The organism is Nitrosomonas sp. HPC101 (assembly GCF_009833125.1).
Classification (GTDB): domain Bacteria; phylum Pseudomonadota; class Gammaproteobacteria; order Burkholderiales; family Nitrosomonadaceae; genus Nitrosomonas.
Map to the genome: position 1 here is coordinate 380,415 of NZ_QRCC01000001.1, position 17,008 is coordinate 397,422.

General features: G+C 44.3%; 17 protein-coding genes and 1 tRNA gene. 1 reads left to right on the top strand and 17 read right to left on the bottom strand.

All coding sequences use genetic code 11. The features are described from left to right. Nucleotides 1–4: 4 nt before the first annotated feature. From nuoN to tpiA, 17 genes are all read right to left on the bottom strand, one after another. Nucleotides 5–1,450 (bottom strand): NADH-quinone oxidoreductase subunit NuoN, encoded by a 1,446-nt coding sequence (gene nuoN, locus ABO04_RS01725; RefSeq protein WP_160808879.1) that lies wholly within the window; start codon nt 1,448–1,450, stop codon nt 5–7. A 62-nt stretch (nt 1,451–1,512) separates the two neighbouring features. Next, entirely contained in the window at nt 1,513–2,994 is a 1,482-nt protein-coding gene (locus ABO04_RS01730) for an NADH-quinone oxidoreductase subunit M (protein WP_160808880.1), read from the bottom strand. 89 nt (nt 2,995–3,083) lie between these two features. Beyond that, nucleotides 3,084–5,030, bottom strand: a complete 1,947-nt coding sequence (gene nuoL / locus ABO04_RS01735) for an NADH-quinone oxidoreductase subunit L (protein ID WP_160808881.1) — start codon at nt 5,028–5,030, stop codon at nt 3,084–3,086. Between the two features lie 61 nt (nt 5,031–5,091). After that, nucleotides 5,092–5,397: an NADH-quinone oxidoreductase subunit NuoK gene (gene nuoK, locus ABO04_RS01740; protein WP_160808882.1), complete on the bottom strand. Its 306-nt coding sequence runs from the start codon at nt 5,395–5,397 to the stop codon at nt 5,092–5,094. A 55-nt stretch (nt 5,398–5,452) separates the two neighbouring features. Next, nucleotides 5,453–6,058 carry an NADH-quinone oxidoreductase subunit J gene (locus ABO04_RS01745; protein ID WP_160808883.1) on the bottom strand — a complete coding sequence of 202 codons (606 nt, stop codon included), beginning with the start codon at nt 6,056–6,058 and terminating at the stop codon, nt 5,453–5,455. An 18-nt stretch (nt 6,059–6,076) separates the two neighbouring features. Continuing rightward, complete coding sequence (nuoI, locus tag ABO04_RS01750) at nt 6,077–6,565, bottom strand: NADH-quinone oxidoreductase subunit NuoI (protein ID WP_160808884.1); 489 nt, start codon at nt 6,563–6,565, stop codon at nt 6,077–6,079. 18 nt (nt 6,566–6,583) lie between these two features. After that, nucleotides 6,584–7,681 carry an NADH-quinone oxidoreductase subunit NuoH gene (gene nuoH / locus ABO04_RS01755; RefSeq protein ID WP_160808885.1) on the bottom strand — a complete coding sequence of 366 codons (1,098 nt, stop codon included), beginning with the start codon at nt 7,679–7,681 and terminating at the stop codon, nt 6,584–6,586. A 27-nt stretch (nt 7,682–7,708) separates the two neighbouring features. Further along, nucleotides 7,709–10,111, bottom strand: coding sequence for an NADH-quinone oxidoreductase subunit NuoG (gene nuoG, locus ABO04_RS01760; protein ID WP_160808886.1), 2,403 nt, complete (start codon nt 10,109–10,111; stop codon nt 7,709–7,711). A gap of 60 nt (nt 10,112–10,171) precedes the next feature. Then, entirely contained in the window at nt 10,172–11,449 is a 1,278-nt protein-coding gene (gene nuoF, locus ABO04_RS01765) for an NADH-quinone oxidoreductase subunit NuoF (RefSeq protein WP_160808887.1), read from the bottom strand. Next, nucleotides 11,446–11,922: an NADH-quinone oxidoreductase subunit NuoE gene (nuoE, locus tag ABO04_RS01770; protein ID WP_160808926.1), complete on the bottom strand. Its 477-nt coding sequence runs from the start codon at nt 11,920–11,922 to the stop codon at nt 11,446–11,448. The genes nuoF and nuoE overlap by 4 nt, the downstream gene beginning before the upstream one ends. Before the next feature lie 8 nt (nt 11,923–11,930). Then, nucleotides 11,931–13,184, bottom strand: coding sequence for an NADH-quinone oxidoreductase subunit D (locus ABO04_RS01775; protein ID WP_160808888.1), 1,254 nt, complete (start codon nt 13,182–13,184; stop codon nt 11,931–11,933). Between the two features lie 56 nt (nt 13,185–13,240). Further along, nucleotides 13,241–13,861 (bottom strand): NADH-quinone oxidoreductase subunit C, encoded by a 621-nt coding sequence (locus ABO04_RS01780; RefSeq protein WP_160808889.1) that lies wholly within the window; start codon nt 13,859–13,861, stop codon nt 13,241–13,243. Between the two features lie 8 nt (nt 13,862–13,869). Continuing rightward, complete coding sequence (locus ABO04_RS01785) at nt 13,870–14,346, bottom strand: NADH-quinone oxidoreductase subunit B (RefSeq protein ID WP_011634007.1); 477 nt, start codon at nt 14,344–14,346, stop codon at nt 13,870–13,872. Nucleotides 14,347–14,349: 3 nt separating this feature from the next. Further along, a complete protein-coding gene (locus ABO04_RS01790; protein ID WP_160808927.1) occupies nt 14,350–14,706 on the bottom strand; it encodes an NADH-quinone oxidoreductase subunit A in 357 nt (118 codons plus the stop codon). Between the two features lie 86 nt (nt 14,707–14,792). After that, nucleotides 14,793–14,877 (bottom strand) — tRNA-Leu (locus ABO04_RS01795). A 25-nt stretch (nt 14,878–14,902) separates the two neighbouring features. After that, nucleotides 14,903–15,268: a preprotein translocase subunit SecG gene (gene secG / locus ABO04_RS01800; protein WP_160808890.1), complete on the bottom strand. Its 366-nt coding sequence runs from the start codon at nt 15,266–15,268 to the stop codon at nt 14,903–14,905. Nucleotides 15,269–15,286: 18 nt separating this feature from the next. After that, entirely contained in the window at nt 15,287–16,045 is a 759-nt protein-coding gene (gene tpiA, locus ABO04_RS01805; RefSeq protein WP_160808891.1) for a triose-phosphate isomerase, read from the bottom strand. A 205-nt stretch (nt 16,046–16,250) separates the two neighbouring features. On the opposite strand from tpiA, the gene gpmA reads away from it, so the two are divergent. Continuing rightward, nucleotides 16,251–17,000: a 2,3-diphosphoglycerate-dependent phosphoglycerate mutase gene (gene gpmA, locus ABO04_RS01810; protein ID WP_160808892.1), complete on the top strand. Its 750-nt coding sequence runs from the start codon at nt 16,251–16,253 to the stop codon at nt 16,998–17,000. The last annotated feature ends 8 nt before the right edge of the window (nt 17,001–17,008 follow it).

The window sequence follows — 17,008 nt, forward strand, 5'->3', positions numbered from 1 at the left end:
TTTGTCACATGGAATGCTGAATGGCGGTCAGACTCAGACCCATAAGTGCCTGCGGAAATATACCTAAAAGTATTATAGCCAGTCCATTTGTACTGATCAGTATCTGGACATCCGGCTTGAACAAAATCGGCTGGGTGTCCACTGGCGCATCAAAGTACATAAACTTGATAATACGCAAATAGTAAAAAGCGCCAATCAATGCCAGCACAACCGCAACAACTACTAGCCATACATATCCTGCTTCCAAGACAGCTTGGAATACAGCCAGTTTTGCATAAAATCCGATCATGGGAGGAACGCCAGCCATGGAAAACATTATCAGCAGCATCATGAATGCAAGCCAGGGGCTGCGCTGATTAAGCCCTTTAAAATCAGTGATTCTGTCTGCCTCAAATCCTTCCCGGGAGAGCAACATAATAATCCCGAATGCGCCCAACGTCATTAATACGTAAGCAATCACATAGAACATGGCAGAGCTGTAACCGTTTTCGCCTACTGCAATAAAACCAAGTAAAATAAAACCAACGTGCGAAATAGTCGAATAAGCCAGCATTCGTTTAATATTCAGCTGAACTATCGCCACAAAGTTTCCGACTGTCATTGAAGCCACTGACAGCAAGATTAACATTCCCTGCCAATCGACAGCCAACTCTCCCAAACCTTCCACCAGCAATCTCATTACGAAACCAAAGGCCGCCAATTTCGGCGCTGATCCAATAAATAGTGTTATCGCTGTAGGCGCTCCTTCATAAACATCTGGAACCCACATGTGGAACGGCACTGCACTGAGCTTAAAACTGATGCCAGCAACAACGAAAACCAGACCAATGATAAAAATGTCATAATTTCCTGTGTCTTGCTGAATACTTTTCGTTAATTCCGGAATATGCAATGTTCCAGTAGCACCATACAGCATTGACATGCCATAAAGTAAAAATCCGGAGGCCAGCGCACCTAGCACAAAAAACTTGATGGCAGCCTCAGTAGCAACAGCCGATTCACGTTGTAATGCCACCATGGCATACAGCGACAGGGATAACAGCTCAATTCCCAAGTAAAGTGTAATAAGATGGCTTGCTGAAACCATGACCATCATACCCAGTGTGGCAAACAATGCGAGACTAAAAAATTCGCCTTTCAACAACCCTCGGAGGCTGATATATTCACGAGAATAAATCAGCACAGCTGCAACAGTGGGATAAATCATCAGCTTCAACGTATCTGACATTGCATCACCGACAAACATACCCGAGAAAGTATAACGTACCTCTGTGCTATATATAGCACATGTAATAAATGCACATCCAGCCAGCGCAAATAGTGACAAATAAAATGATAGAAGCCGATTTTTTTCTCCTGCACACAAATCAGCGAGCATGACTACACAAATCATGAACAGCAAAAAAATCTCAGGATAGGCCGGGGTAAAGTCAGGTAACAGAAAATCCATGAAAAATCCTTAATTTCCAGTCAGGAAAGTATCTTTATCATCCAAAAATTTAGCTCAATATTTCAAAGCTTTGTACGCGCAACATGCTCCAGCAGATTATCAACAGTAACATGCATAACCTCGGTCAATGGCAACGGATAAATACCTAATGCCAGAACTGCTATCGCCAGGATAGCTAAAACCAGAAATTCACGCGCGGAAATATCCTTCATTCCTTCAACATTAGGATTTGCCACGGCACCAAACACAACTCTTTTATACAACCAAAGGCTATACGACGCACCCAAAATCAATGTCAGCGCGGCAAAAAATGCATACCAGAAATTTACTTCCATCGCACCCATGATCACCATAAATTCACCTACGAAACCACTGGTGCCAGGAAGTCCGGAATTAGCCATTGCAAACAACATAAAAAGAGCAGCAAAAACCGGCATTTTATTAACTACCCCACCGTAGTTTGCAATCATCCGGGTATGCAAACGGTCATACAAGACACCGACACATAGAAACAAAGCACCAGAGATAAATCCATGCGAAATCATCTGTATCACAGCCCCTTCCATTCCAATAGGATTGAACAGAAAGAAACCCAGGGTGACAAATCCCATATGAGAAACCGAAGAATAAGCAATCAGTTTTTTCATATCGGGCTGCATTAACGCAACAATGCCAATATATACAATGGCAATAAGCGATAAAGTAATCAATATCCCCGCCAATTCATGACTTGCATCTGGTGTAATCGGCAAAGAAAATCTGAGAAAACCGTATCCGCCCAGTTTAAGCAGAATGGCTGCCAACACCACTGAACCACCTGTAGGTGCTTCGACGTGCGCATCAGGTAGCCAAGTATGTACTGGCCACATTGGCACCTTAACCGCAAAGGCAGCCATGAATCCTATAAAAATAAGGATTTGCTCAGTCATCGGTATCCGGAGATGGTGATAATCAAGGATCGAAAAGCTGCCGCCAGAAGCATGATATAAATAAATCAGCGCCACCAGCATCAACAAAGACCCTAGAAACGTATAAAGAAAAAACTTTAGAGCCGCATAAATCCGGTTGGGCCCTCCCCAGACGCCAATAATGATAAACATTGGAACCAGTGATGCTTCCCAGAAGGAATAAAACAGTATGGCATCCAATGACGCGAACACCCCATTGAGGACACCTGACATGATCAAGAAAGCTCCCATATATTGGGAAACTCGTTCACGGATCACTTCCCATCCAGCAATCACAACTAACGGGGTTGTAAAACTATTCAGCAAAATCAGGGGCATTGATATGCCATCAACTCCTAAATAATAATAGACGTTGAGGCGTTCAAACCATACATTCCGTTCGACAAACTGCATCGAACCCAAGGATGTATCAAATCCGCTATAAAGTGGAAGTGCTACGAGGAAACCGGCCACAGATCCAGCCAGAGCAACCCAGCGTACCACCTGAATATTCCGGTCGTTCATTAAAAATACGACTAAACCGGAAATAATCGGTAACCAGATAATTAGACTTAACAGCGGAAATCCAAATAACATGTTTTTTTCGTCTTAAATCGCATTTCAATGCGTATTAGTTATCCCAGAGAACAGAACAAATGATTAATCCGTTTTCAATTCCCTGAAGCCTAAAGAGGAAACAGCCATATACTCATAAGAACAAATACACCCACAATCATGCTAAACGCATAATGGTAGATATACCCAGACTGAAACCGGCGCCCTATCATCGCAAACCAACCCATCGCTCGCGCCGTACCATTAACCATCAAACCGTCTATGATTTTCATATCCACATACTTCCACAATATGGTACTCATCGTACGCAAACCACCCGCAAACAACCAGCTGTACAGCTCATCAATAAAATACTTCCGATCAAGCAGAACATAAATTGGATACGCCAGTCTTTTGATTTTAGTGGGCAACTCAGTTCGATAACGATACAAGAACCAAGCTGTAAAAATTCCTGACATTGCTAGCCAGAAAGGAGGAGTTGTCAAAGCATGTATCATCATGCCAAAAATACCTGTGAAGTTTTCACCCATTTTGGCCATGACATCATGCTCGGCATCTACATAAATAGCTTCACTGAAGAATCCTCCAAAAAGCATCGGCTCAATTAGCCAGCCAGCCGCCACGGTAGGAATTGCCAATATAATCAGTGGTACCGTCACTACCCAGGGAGATTCGCGCAGATGATCACGCGTGTGGCTGTCCATGCGTGGTTCACCATAGAAAGTCATGAATATTAATCGGAAGGTATACAATGCAGTAACAAATACCGTACTTAATGCACAAACATAGGCGAATCCTGCTCCAGGAATTTCTGAGAGAAGCGCTCCTTCAATAATCGCATCTTTGGAGAAGAATCCCGAAAAACCTGGCACACCCGCGCTGGCCAATGCAGCAACAAACATGGTGCCAAATGTAATCGGCATATATCGCTTGAGACCACCCATCTTGCGCATATCCTGTTCATGATGCATGGCGATAATGACAGATCCTGCGCCTAAAAATAGTAATGCCTTGAAGAAAGCATGTGTCATCAAATGAAAGATAGCAGCTGAATAAGCAGATGCGCCCAATGCTATAGTCATATAACCAAGCTGGGATAGCGTTGAGTACGCAATAACCCGTTTGATATCGTTTTGCACCACCGCTACCAACGCCATGAACAAGGTAGTAATTCCACCAATCACAAGAATAACCGAGTGCACTGTAATGGATAACTCAAACAGAGGAGACATGCGAGCCACCATAAAAATACCAGCAGTCACCATGGTTGCAGCATGAATCAAAGCCGAAATTGGCGTAGGTCCTTCCATTGAATCCGGTAGCCAAACGTGCAGAGGAAATTGGGCAGATTTACCCATCGCACCTATAAAAAGCAGCAAACATATTACTGTCATCAACATCCAGGATTCACCTGGCATGATTTCGATAGTACGAGATGCGAGGTATTCCGCATGGGTAAATACAAGTTCGTAGTCCAGAGTACCGACATTCGCCAGTATTAAAGCAATGCCCAGCAGAAAACCTATATCAGCAACCCGGTTAACCAAAAATGCTTTCAGGTTGGCATAAATTGCTGTCGGACGCGTATACCAGAAACCAATTAATAAATAGGAAACCAGACCTACCGCTTCCCAACCGAAAAACAATTGAAGGAAATTATTTGACATTACCAGCATCAGCATCGAAAACGTAAATAGCGATATATAGCTAAAAAACCGCTGGTAGCCCGGATCTCCCTGCATGTATCCGATCGTATAAATATGTACCATCAGAGATACACCCGTCACCACCATCATCATGGTGGCTGACAGTGTATCAATCAAAAATCCTATCTCAATTACGGTTTCGCCTGACGTCATCCAAGTGTAAACGCTGCCGTTATAAAGATTCCCCTGTAACACATCAATAAAAATTACAACGGATGCAATAAACGACAGTGCCACCAGTGCAATCGTCGTACGATGACTCCATACCAGACCAATCCGCCGGCCAAACAGCCCGGCAATGATTGCTCCTAATAAAGGTGCTACTGGAACCAGTAAATAAAGATTTTCCATCTAAGCTATTAATTAACAGTATTGTTTAACAAACCGACTGGGTGCAAAAACTGCCTGCCGTTCAACCTTTAAGTTTATCCAGATCATCTACGTTGATAGTACGCAAATTTCTAAATAAAGCGACCAAAATTGCCAAACCAATAGCAGCCTCGGCTGCAGCTACAGTCAGAATAAAAAAGACAAAGATCTGTCCGGCCATATCCTGTAAATAATGCGAGAAAGCGACAAAGTTCATATTGACCGCTAACAGCATCAGCTCAATGGACATCAGTAAAATAATGACGTTTTTACGGTTGAGAAAAATGCCCACAACCCCAATGGCAAACAGAACAGCACCCAGCACAAGATAATGTGATAGCGATACCAAGATGATTACCTTTCAGATGAAATGATTTGAAACAGTTGAAATTCCCGGGAAGAAATTATTCTTTTTTTTCTGCAGTCATGGATACCACTCTCAATCGTTCGTCACGGCTAACAGCTATCTGCCTACGGGCATCAGAAGATTTTTTATCTGTACGATAGCGTAAAGTTATCGCTATCGCAGCAATCATCGCCACTAACAAAATGACTGCTGCCAGTTCAAAAGCATATACATATTCAGTATAAAGCAATTGGCCCAATTCCTTAGTATTGCTGTAATCAGCCGATTTATACTCCGGAGTTTGCATCGCTTCGGGTCCAAATTGTTTACTCATCAGCACCATACTCATCTCGACTGTCATAATCAAAGCCAGTATTGCGCCAAACGGAAACCATTTCCAAAATCCTTCCCGCATGCGATCTAGATTTATATCCAGCATCATGACCACAAACAGGAACAACACCATGACAGCACCTACATATACCAGCACCAAAGCTATTGCTAAAAACTCTGCTTCAAGCAAAATCCATAATCCGGAAGATGTCACAAAAACAAGCACCAGTAGCAGTACTGAGTGAACAGGATTGCGTAATGTAATTACTCCCAACGCGGCAACTATCGCCACGCTAGCTAGGCTATAAAAGACAAAATCCAGAAAATTCATAAGTTTACGTCTACGTATTTAACGATAAGGGGCATCATCTTCTCTGTCTTTGGCTATTTGTTCTTCATACTGCTCACCCACAGCCAGCAGCATTTCTTTGGTATAAGTCAGATCACCACGAACTTCGCCGTGATACTCAAGTACACGTGTCTCGACAATCGCATCCACTGGACAAGCTTCTTCGCAAAATCCACAAAAAATACACTTAATCAGATCAATATCATAGCGCGTGGTCCGCCGTGTACCATCATCACGTTGTTCTGATTCGATAGTAATTGCCATCGCCGGGCAAACTGCTTCACACAATTTGCAGGCAATACAACGCTCCTCTCCATTAGGATAACGGCGCAAAGCATGCAATCCTCTAAAACGAGGTGATTGTGGTGTCTTTTCCTCCGGATAATGCACAGTAATTTTGGGTGCAAACAAATAGCGCCCGGTTACTTTCATTCCCTTCAACAACTCAAATAACAAAAAGGATTTAAAAAACTGTTTAATACGTTCCATTTTGAAATTCCTCTTGACTTAGAACCAAAGATTTAATGGGAAACTTTGTAATGCGGCCTCAGGCAATTGCATTACTGCGCCCAATAAAACAATCCAGATCAATGTAATTGGAATAAATACCTTCCATCCTAACCGCATAATCTGATCATAGCGGTAACGAGGAAAAGTAGCACGGAACCACAGAAAGAAAAACAACATGAGGGCTATCTTGAGCAGTAGCCAGATCATGCCCGGAATCAGATTGAAAGGGGCGATATCCACAGGAGGCAGCCATCCTCCAAGGAACATAATGCTGGTTAAGGTTGCAACCAGAATCATATTCGCATACTCGGCAAGAAAAAATATGGTAAAAGCCATTCCCGAGTAATCCACATGGAAACCTGCTACGATTTCTGATTCCCCTTCAGCCACATCGAAAGGTAGTCGGTTGGTCTCGGCAACCCCTGAAATAAAGTAAACCAGAAACATTGGAAACAATGGAACCATATTCCAGTTAAGCAAACTTCCTCCTTCCTGCCCTGCCACGATATCCCCCAGATTAAGACTCGAAGACATCATCAGTACACAAACCAAGGCAAATCCCATAGCCAGTTCATATGAAATAACCTGTGCAGCAGAACGCATGGCGCCTAAAAAAGCATATTTAGAATTAGATGCCCACCCAGCAATAATGACACCATAGACGCCCAGAGAGGTCATGGCCAGAATATACAACAACGCAGCATCGATATCAGCCAATACCAGTTCTGGTGAAAAAGGAACAACAGCCCATGCTGCTAACGCAGGCGCTATAGCAAGTATTGGCGCAAGAAGAAATAGAAATTTATTAGCACCAGTCGGGATAATAATTTCCTTCATGATGGCTTTAACTGCATCGGCGATAGGTTGCCCCCACCCGCCCAACCACGGTATGCCGAAGAATGTTACCCGGTTCGGCCCCACCCTGACTTGCATGTATGCAATAATTTTTCTCTCTGCAAAAGTAAGGTACGCCACTGCCAGCAGTAACGGGACAATGATTGCCAGAATCAACAGCAGATTTTTTGTCAGCAGAAAAAGGGGAATCCCCCACTCACTGCCGAATAATTGCTCAAATAACGATTGAAAACTATCCATTGATCAGATTCCAAGTCCAGGTTCTTATCATTTTGCCAGTTTGATTTCACCAAACATTGCTCCCAGTTTGGATGTTTGTGGGTAAGCGCACGCTAAGCGAATACAATCATCAGGCAAGTTGTCATCAGCAGAAATCATCAGATGAATTTCCTCATCTTGTTGACTTATTCTGATTACTTCACCAGCCAGAATTCCCACTTTACTGAGCAGAGCGGAAGAAGCGAATGCCGCAGGTGGAGCTGCATCATGTGTTTTCTGTAAAGACATCGCACGCCTCACGATTGGATCAGCCTGATAAATTGGTATCTCTCCAATTCTTTCTATCTTGCCATTTTTCTGGCCAAGATCCTTGATAGAAAGTACACCCAGTGAATTATTTAAATTTTGTGCAAATTCCTCTTTATCGGAAATAATTTCCGCACGAACCTGCTCTGATGAATCGTAGTCAAATCCCTCCAGATCTAGTAAATTTCCTAACACACGCAATACTTTCCACGCAGGACGTACCTCACCAGGAGGAGATACCACACCCTGAAAACTCTGTATTCTTCCCTCGGTATTCACAAAAGTACCGGAGGTTTCCGTAAAAGGAGAAATAGGCAGAATAACATCCGCATAACTGGGAATATCACCCTTATAACTACTCAAGGAAACTACAAATTTAGCATGATTCATAACCTGTAGCGCCCGGTGCGTATCGTAACTATCCAGCTCCGGCTCAAGATTCAGCAGCACATAAGCACTACAGACTGATTCCTCTTCCGAAGTACCCAGCCCTAGCATCTGCCCCGCGTTCAAGCCAGATTTCCCTGACCCAGCTTTACTTGTAGATTCAACGCCGACACTCCACGGTATCGCACCGGCAGAATAAGCACCCACACTATTTGCAGCTTCTCCCAAAACACCGAATCTTGCTCCGGTTATTTCTGAAATAGCTTGTATTGCGCTGAATAAATCAGCATAGTGAGGATGATGTTGAGCAAGGTTACCTAGAAAAACAGCAGCAGGAGAATGTTCGATAATACTGGCGGCTATTTCCCGTGCGTTTTCTGAGATATTAACCTGATCCATTGCGAAGGCGGCCTGTTCAGGAACGGATGTATTTTTAATTTCTGCCGCCGCTTTAAGAATCTGCAATACCACACCCAACATCGCTGATGGTGCAACAATGACCTGATAAGCGAGCGCGGTAAGCAGATCATCTACGATTGGGTTAATGACACTCAGCTGCGCACCCTGTTTTACGGCCTGACGTATCCGCTGAGCAAGCAATGGATGGTCTTTACGCAGTGTACTACCGATAACCAGTATTGATTTCAGCTGTGAAACTTCAGCAATCTGCATCCCCAACCATGGGGTTCCCTGCAATACGATATCTGCACGAAAATCGGATTGGCGTACCCGATGATCAATATTATGACTCCCTAATCCGCGCATCAGTTTTTGCAGCAAATAGAGCTCTTCCAACGTACTATGGGCGGATCCTAAGGCACCAATGTCCTGTGCACCATGCTCATTAATTACATTCCTGATGCCTTCCGCAGCAAAAGCCAATGCTTCCTGCCAATCACAAACCTCCCACTCCCCGGATTTCCTTATCATCGGAGCAGTTAAACGATCTTCAGAATTTAATCCTTCATAGGAAAAACGATCCTTATCCGATAACCAACACTCATTGATAGCCTCATTTTCGCGTGGCAGCACCCGCATAACTCGATTATTCTTCACTTGCACAACCAGATTACTGCCCAATCCACAATGTGCGCTGATTGATTTTCGACGCGATAACTCCCAAGTTCTTGCTGAATAACGAAAAGGTTTACTGACCAGAGCTCCGACCGGACACAGGTCAATTACATTACCTGATAGCTCGGAATCAACTGTCTTACCAACAAACGTCAAAATCTCAGAATGCTCCCCACGACCAGCCATCCCAAGCTCCATGATTCCAGCTATTTCCTGTCCAAAACGAACACATCGCGTGCAATGGATGCAGCGAGTCATATCCGTTGAGATAAGTGGACCAAGATTTTTGTTGGTTACCGCACGCTTGGCCTCCTGATAACGTGAACCACTTGAACCATACCCGACAGCCAAATCCTGCAACTGACATTCACCCCCTTGGTCACAAATAGGACAGTCCAGTGGATGATTAATCAGCAGAAACTCCATTACACCTTTCTGTGCTGTAACCGCTTGCTGAGAATGCGTTGAAACTTTCATGCCCTCAGCAACCGGTGTCGCACAAGCAGGCAGAGGTTTAGGTGCTTTCTCGACCTCAACCAGACACATCCGGCAATTGGCAGCTATCGACAGCTTTTTGTGGTAACAAAAATGTGGAATATATACACCAATCTGCCTGGCAGCATCCATCACAGTACTACCCTGTGTAACAGCTACCTGCTTGCCATCAATTTCAATATTAATCATCAGCAATAATTCCCAAGATTATCGGGAGTCAGATAAATACAGTACTCAAACCATGGTTCATCAGACCATGCACTTTTTATGCTCAATATGGAAAACAAATTCATCCCAGAAGTGATGTAACATAGCTCTTACTGGCATGGCTGCAGCATCTCCCAACGCACAGATGGTTCTACCCTGGATGTTATCTGCAAGATTGTTGAGTATATCCAGATCTTCAGTCCTTCCTTTTCCATGCTCAATCCGATTGATGATCCGATAGAGCCACCCTGTCCCCTCCCGACATGGAGTACATTGTCCACAAGACTCCTCATAATAGAAATAGGAAAGACGCTCTAATGCACGTACCATGCAAGTCGTATCATCCATAATAATGACTGCCCCTGAACCTAACATGGATCCCGCTTTTGCTATTGAGTCATAATCCATATCTGTTTCCATCATGACGTCTCCCGGCAAAACCGGCATTGATGAGCCTCCAGGGATACAACCTTTCAATTTTCGCCCTCCGCGCATCCCACCGGCTAATTCCAGTAACTTTGCAAATGAAGTACCCATGGGGACTTCATAGTTACCCGGTTTATTCACATGACCGGAAACCGAAAATATCTTGGTGCCTCCATTATTCGGCTTACCTAACTGCAAATAGGAATCGCCCCCATTGCGAATGATCCAAGGAACTGAAGCAAATGTTTCCGTGTTGTTAATCGTGGTCGGTTTTCCGTACAAACCAAAATTAGCTGGAAACGGAGGTTTAAAGCGCGGCTGCCCTTTTTTACCTTCTATTGATTCCAAGAGCGCGGTTTCTTCTCCACATATATAGGCGCCGTATCCATGATGGTTATAGAGTCGGAAACTAAATCCGGAGCCGAGAATATTATCTCCGAGAAATCCCGCTTCATTGGCTTCCTCTACGGCCTCTTCCATTCGTTCATAAACATCCCAGATTTCGCCGTGCACATAGTTGTATCCGGTCCGGATGCCCATTGCATAGGCAGCAATTAGCATGCCTTCAATCAGAACATGTGGATTGAAGCGCATGATATCGCGATCCTTAAATGTACCTGGCTCTCCTTCATCAGAATTACAGACAAGATACTTCTCACCCGTATATTGCTTTGGCATGAAACTCCATTTCAAGCCGGTAGGAAAGCCAGCACCACCACGACCACGCAATGCAGATTTTTTTACTTCCTCAATCACAGTCTCCGGAGATATTTTCTGTGAAAGAATCTTTCTCAGTGCCACATATCCATCACGCTTCAAATAGTTCTTCAAGCGCCAATTATCTGGCTCCACAATATCCACATCTGCCATGATGACTTGAGTAGATTGAGTCATTCTTTTAATTCCTCAAGCAATTTATCTATTTGATTCTCAGTCATAAAACTGCACATACGCTTGTTATTCACCAGGAGCACAGGCGCATCACCACACGCCCCCATACATTCGCCTTCCTTAAGAGTAAACAATCCATCCGCAGTGGTTTCATTGAAACCTATGCCAAGCTTCTTCTTAAGATAATCCACGGCCTGATTGCTACCCGATAACGCACACGGCAAATTGGTACAAATAGTCAATTTGTATTTTCCAATCGGCTTCAGGTTATACATATTGTAGAAGGTAGCAACTTCATAGACGGCGATTGCGGGCATCTCCAGATAATTCGCAATAAAATCCATTGTTTCCGTTGCCAGCCAGCCTTTTTCATCTTGAGCAATAGCCAACGCAGACATAACTGCCGACTGCTTTTTATCTACAGGATACTTGGCAATTTCCCGATCAATTTTTTTCAAAGATTCCGTGCTTAACATCAGCGAATTCATCTGTCTATTTCACCAAACACTATATCCTGGGTACCAATAATTGCCACAAGATCAGCAATCATATGCCCCCTGGCCATTTCATCCATCGCGGCCAAATGTGCGAATCCGGGAGCACGTATTTTCAGACGATAAGGCATATTGGCGCCATCTGAAATAATATAAATACCGAATTCACCTTTTGGATGCTCTACAGCCGCATAGGCCTCCCCTCTTGGAACATGCATACCTTCCGTGAACAGCTTGAAATGATGAATCATTTCTTCCATGTTTTGTTTCATAGCCAACCTGGATGGTGGCGCAACTTTGTGATTGCTGGTAATAACAGGACCAGGATTTTTCCTTAACCAATCGATACACTGTTCGACGATACGATTAGACTGACGCATCTCTTCAATACGCACTAAATAGCGATCATAACAATCACCATTAACGCCAACCGGTATATCAAAATCTACCCGATCATAAACTTCATAGGATTGTTTTTTACGTAAATCCCATTCCACCCCGGATCCACGCAACATTGGCCCGGTAAATCCCAAAGCTTTAGCACGGTCAGGAGAAACCACACCGATATCGACTAAACGTTGTTTCCAGATTCTATTGTCTGTCAATAATGTTTCGTAATCATCCACGTAACCTGGGAAACGACGGGTAAAGTCCTCAATAAAATCCAGCAGGGAACCTTGCCGATTTTCATTACGCACCTTCGTTGTTTTCTCATCGTGTATCGCTGACGATTGATACTGTGGCATGCTGTCTGGCAGGTCACGGTAAACCCCTCCTGGCCGATAATAGGCTGCATGTAACCGAGCACCTGATACTGCCTCATAGCAGTCCATCAGATCTTCTCTTTCCCGAAAGGTATACAGAAAAACAGTCATTGCCCCAACATCCAGCGCATGGGCACCCAACCACAACAAATGATTGAGAATACGCGTTATTTCATCAAACATGACACGAATATATTGCGCTCTTATGGGCACATCAATCTGTAATAGCTTCTCGATCGCCATTACATATGCATGCTCATTGACCATCATAGATACATAATCCAGACGATCCATATAAGGCACAGATTGGATATAGGTCTTGTTTTCCGCGAGCTTCTCCGTGGCACGATGAAGCAATCCGATATGTGGATCAGCACGGCGAATAACTTCACCATCCAACTCCATCACCAAGCGCAAGACTCCATGTGCTGCAGGATGCTGTGGCCCAAAATTCATAGTGTAATTACGAATCTCGGCCATTTATAAATATCCTTCTAAAAAACTTTGTGAGAACCGCTGGTTATTTATAGAACGCATCATGCTTCTCCCTTACCGTATTGTTCTTCACGAACGATATACGGTGTAATTTCACGAGGCTCAATAGTAACAGGCTGATACACAACTCGTTTTTGCTCCGGATCATATTGCATCTCCATATGCCCCGATAGCGGAAAATCCTTGCGGAACGGATTTCCTATAAAACCATAATCCGTAAGAATTCTTCTTAAATCCGGATGATTATTAAAAACCACCCCAAACAGATCAAACGCTTCTCGCTCAAACCAGTTAGCTGAAGGCCATATATGCATCACTGAATCAAGCATGGGAAACTCATTATCTTCTATAAAGACGCGCATCCGCAGTCTGTGATTATGTTTGACTGAAAGCAAGTGATACACCACTGCAAACCGCCGCTCACCCCTTTTATATCCAGCATGTGTATTTGTCGTATATTTACTGTAATCTACGCCACACAGGTCAATCAGCGTATCAAACCCCAGATCGGCGTGGCTTTTCAAGGCTTCAGCAACATCCGGCAAATCTTGAGAATGAATTAAAACCGTCAACTCCCCCAGCGCATGATTAATATCAACCAGCCGATCACTCAATATCTGCTGTAAATTTACTGCAAGTTTATCTATGCGATTGTCTGTCATTTTGTTCTCTAACGCGCAATTGTGTTAGTACGCCAGATCTTATTCTGCAGCTGAATAATCCCATAAAGCAACGCTTCCGCAGTAGGAGGACAGCCTGGTACATAGATATCGACGGGCACTATCCGATCACATCCTCGAACAACCGAATAGGAATAGTGATAATATCCGCCACCATTTGCACAAGATCCCATAGAAATGACCCAACGTGGCTCAGCCATTTGATCATAAACTTTGCGCAAGGCAGGTGCCATTTTATTACACAGTGTACCTGCCACAATCATGACATCAGACTGACGGGGGCTTGGACGAAAAACAATTCCAAACCGATCCAGGTCATAGCGAGAGGCACCGGTCTGCATCATTTCAACCGCACAACAGGCCAATCCAAAGGTCATGGGCCACATTGAGCCTGTACGCCCCCAATTGATCAAAGAATCAAGGTTTGTAGTAACAAATCCCTTGTCTAATGCCCCTTCAATACCCATTATTTAATCCCATTCCAAAGCACCCTTAGCCCACTCGTAAATAAAACCGACAACGAGCAACCCAAGAAACACCAGCATCGCAACAAAACCAAACCATCCAATTTCTTTCAACGCAACTGCCCAAGGAAATAAAAATGCTATTTCCAAATCAAACAGGATAAACAGGATGGCGATCAAATAATAACGCACATCAAACTTCATACGTGCATCCTCAAATGCACCAAACCCACACTCATAGGTGGATAGTTTTTCAGCATCCGGATTATTCGGCGCAAGAAACCAACCCGCCAGCAAACACAATATGCCAACCAGCAGCCCCACTAGAATAAACAATAAAATGGGGAAATAATTCCCAAGCATGGTATCCATCATCTCCAGCATCCTTACTAAACTATGGAAATCAAGTCAAAACTTATGTTCAATATCCAGTTATACATATACTCGCCTGGTGCCGACGGCGAGAATCGAACTCGCACAGCTTTCGCCACCGCCCCCTCAAGACGGCGTGTCTACCAATTCCACCACGTCGGCGAATGAATTTATCTATAAGCGCAGGTTAATCCGGAATCTCACCAGCTCTTGATGCAGAATCACTTTTATCCTCTACACCCGATTTTTCACTATTTTCGGTAGTACCGGCTGCCTTATCTGATTTCAATTCCAAATTTTGCATGATACTTCCTTCGTCTTTATCACCATTTGAGTAATACGTTAGCGTCAAGCTGGTCACAAAAAAGATAGTGGCTGCCAATGCAGTCATCCTGCTTAAAAAATTAGCAGAACCACTCGCACCAAACAAACTCCCGGAAGCACCACCCCCAAATGCCGCCCCCATATCTGCACCTTTTCCCTGCTGCAACAGAACCAAGACAATAATAACTACCGCTGCGATGATGTGTACCGACCAGATGAGTGTTTCCACAATATGCCTTATCCTTGATCAACCTTGCGCTGCGAAACAAATCGAAATAAATTCCGAAGCAACTAATGAAGCTCCTCCAATCAACCCCCCGTCAATATCAGCCATTGCAAATAATTCAGATGCATTATCTGCTTTTACACTTCCGCCATAAATTATCTGAATATCTGCCGCAATCTCGTCATTGTGAGAAGCTATCCTATTCCTTATAAACGCATGGACATCCTGCGCTTGCTGGGGAGTAGCTGTTTTTCCCGTACCGATTGCCCACACCGGCTCATATGCAATAACTGATTGCCTTATCGCATCAATGCCCGCAAAATCAATCACAGCATCAAGTTGCATGGCTATAACCTGCTCAGTGTCATTTGCCTCTCGCTGCGCCAATGTCTCACCAACGCAAAGTATTGGCACCAGCAATCGTTCTTGTGCGGAGCAAAATTTCTCCGCAACCACCTTATTACCCTCACCATACAACGTACGCCGTTCTGAATGACCTACGATCACATAGCGACAACCAAAATCGGCCAGCATACCTGCCGATATCTCCCCAGTATAAGCGCCTTGGTGATGCTGGCTGACATTTTGTCCTCCCCACTCTACATGAGTACCCCCTAATACCAGCTGCGCTTGCGCCAAGTAGGGATAGGGAACACAAACCGCACAGGACACATTTTGCAATGACTGGGTGCCCGAAACGATTGAAGCAAGCAACTCCTGATTCCGAATCAAATTGCCATGCATTTTCCAGTTTCCTGCCACAAGCCCCGCACGCGCCATCCCACCTCCTTTGACTTTAAATCAATCTGCAAAACCCAAGGATGCTACCCGCGAAACCGGATCACGTCAATGCCTGCATCATCCAACCAAATCGTAATGATTATGTATTGAACCGACTTTGATTTGCTGCGACTTTAAGGCAAAGTATAATAAAATATAAAAGTTGTTTATATGTAATCTGCTCCCCCGTTCAACTAAGGCTGACATGAAAAAACTTGTTCTCCTACGACATGGAGAAAGCATCTGGAACCAGGAAAACCGCTTTACCGGCTGGACCGATGTTGATCTGACACCCAAGGGGCTTGAAGAAGCCAGAAATGCCGGAAGGCTGCTTCACGAAAATGGCTTTGTCTTCGACATTGCACATACATCGCTACTCAAACGGGCAATCCGCACACTGTGGATCGCGCTGGATGAAATGGATCAGATGTGGATTCCGATCGAGCTCAACTGGCGACTCAACGAGCGTCATTACGGAGCACTGCAAGGCTTGAACAAGGTAGAAACTGCTAAAGAATACGGCGATGAACAAGTACTCACGTGGCGGCGAAGCTATGAAACTCGTCCACCTTCCATCGCGATCGAGGATAGGCGCTACCCTGGTTTTGACATACGCTATCGCAGTCTTTCCTCCTCTGATATCCCGGTTGCCGAAAGCCTAAAGGATACCGTTGCAAGATTTCTTCCCTACTGGAATCAGTCCATTGCTCCGCAGATCAGGGCAGAAAAAAAAGTGATTATTGTGGCGCATGGAAACTCACTACGTGCACTGATTAAACATCTCGACAATATCTCGGATCAAGAGATCCTGAACTGCAACATACCGACCGGAATTCCTCTGATTTATGAGCTGGATGATAATCTGAAGCCACTTACGAACTATTACCTGGGAGACACAGGCGTAATTGGAGAGGCGATATCAGCAGTCGCAAATCAGGGCAAGGCTGAAACTTGACGTTGACT

What these genes read in the sequence shown, in the direction of transcription:
- nuoN (WP_160808879.1), bottom strand. Translation starts at nt 1,450, where the DNA reads ATGGATTTTCTGTTACCTGACTTTACCCCGGCCTATCCTGAGATTTTT.
- ABO04_RS01730 (WP_160808880.1), bottom strand. Translation starts at nt 2,994, where the DNA reads ATGTTATTTGGATTTCCGCTGTTAAGTCTAATTATCTGGTTACCGATT.
- nuoL (WP_160808881.1), bottom strand. Translation starts at nt 5,030, where the DNA reads ATGGAAAATCTTTATTTACTGGTTCCAGTAGCACCTTTATTAGGAGCA.
- ABO04_RS01745 (WP_160808883.1), bottom strand. Translation starts at nt 6,058, where the DNA reads ATGAATTTTCTGGATTTTGTCTTTTATAGCCTAGCTAGCGTGGCGATA.
- nuoI (WP_160808884.1), bottom strand. Translation starts at nt 6,565, where the DNA reads ATGGAACGTATTAAACAGTTTTTTAAATCCTTTTTGTTATTTGAGTTG.
- nuoH (WP_160808885.1), bottom strand. Translation starts at nt 7,681, where the DNA reads ATGGATAGTTTTCAATCGTTATTTGAGCAATTATTCGGCAGTGAGTGG.
- nuoG (WP_160808886.1), bottom strand. Translation starts at nt 10,111, where the DNA reads ATGATTAATATTGAAATTGATGGCAAGCAGGTAGCTGTTACACAGGGT.
- nuoF (WP_160808887.1), bottom strand. Translation starts at nt 11,449, where the DNA reads ATGACTCAATCTACTCAAGTCATCATGGCAGATGTGGATATTGTGGAG.
- nuoE (WP_160808926.1), bottom strand. Translation starts at nt 11,922, where the DNA reads ATGTTAAGCACGGAATCTTTGAAAAAAATTGATCGGGAAATTGCCAAG.
- ABO04_RS01775 (WP_160808888.1), bottom strand. Translation starts at nt 13,184, where the DNA reads ATGGCCGAGATTCGTAATTACACTATGAATTTTGGGCCACAGCATCCT.
- ABO04_RS01780 (WP_160808889.1), bottom strand. Translation starts at nt 13,861, where the DNA reads ATGACAGACAATCGCATAGATAAACTTGCAGTAAATTTACAGCAGATA.
- ABO04_RS01785 (WP_011634007.1), bottom strand. Translation starts at nt 14,346, where the DNA reads ATGGGTATTGAAGGGGCATTAGACAAGGGATTTGTTACTACAAACCTT.
- ABO04_RS01790 (WP_160808927.1), bottom strand. Translation starts at nt 14,706, where the DNA reads ATGCTTGGGAATTATTTCCCCATTTTATTGTTTATTCTAGTGGGGCTG.
- tpiA (WP_160808891.1), bottom strand. Translation starts at nt 16,045, where the DNA reads ATGGCGCGTGCGGGGCTTGTGGCAGGAAACTGGAAAATGCATGGCAAT.
- gpmA (WP_160808892.1), top strand. Translation starts at nt 16,251, where the DNA reads ATGAAAAAACTTGTTCTCCTACGACATGGAGAAAGCATCTGGAACCAG.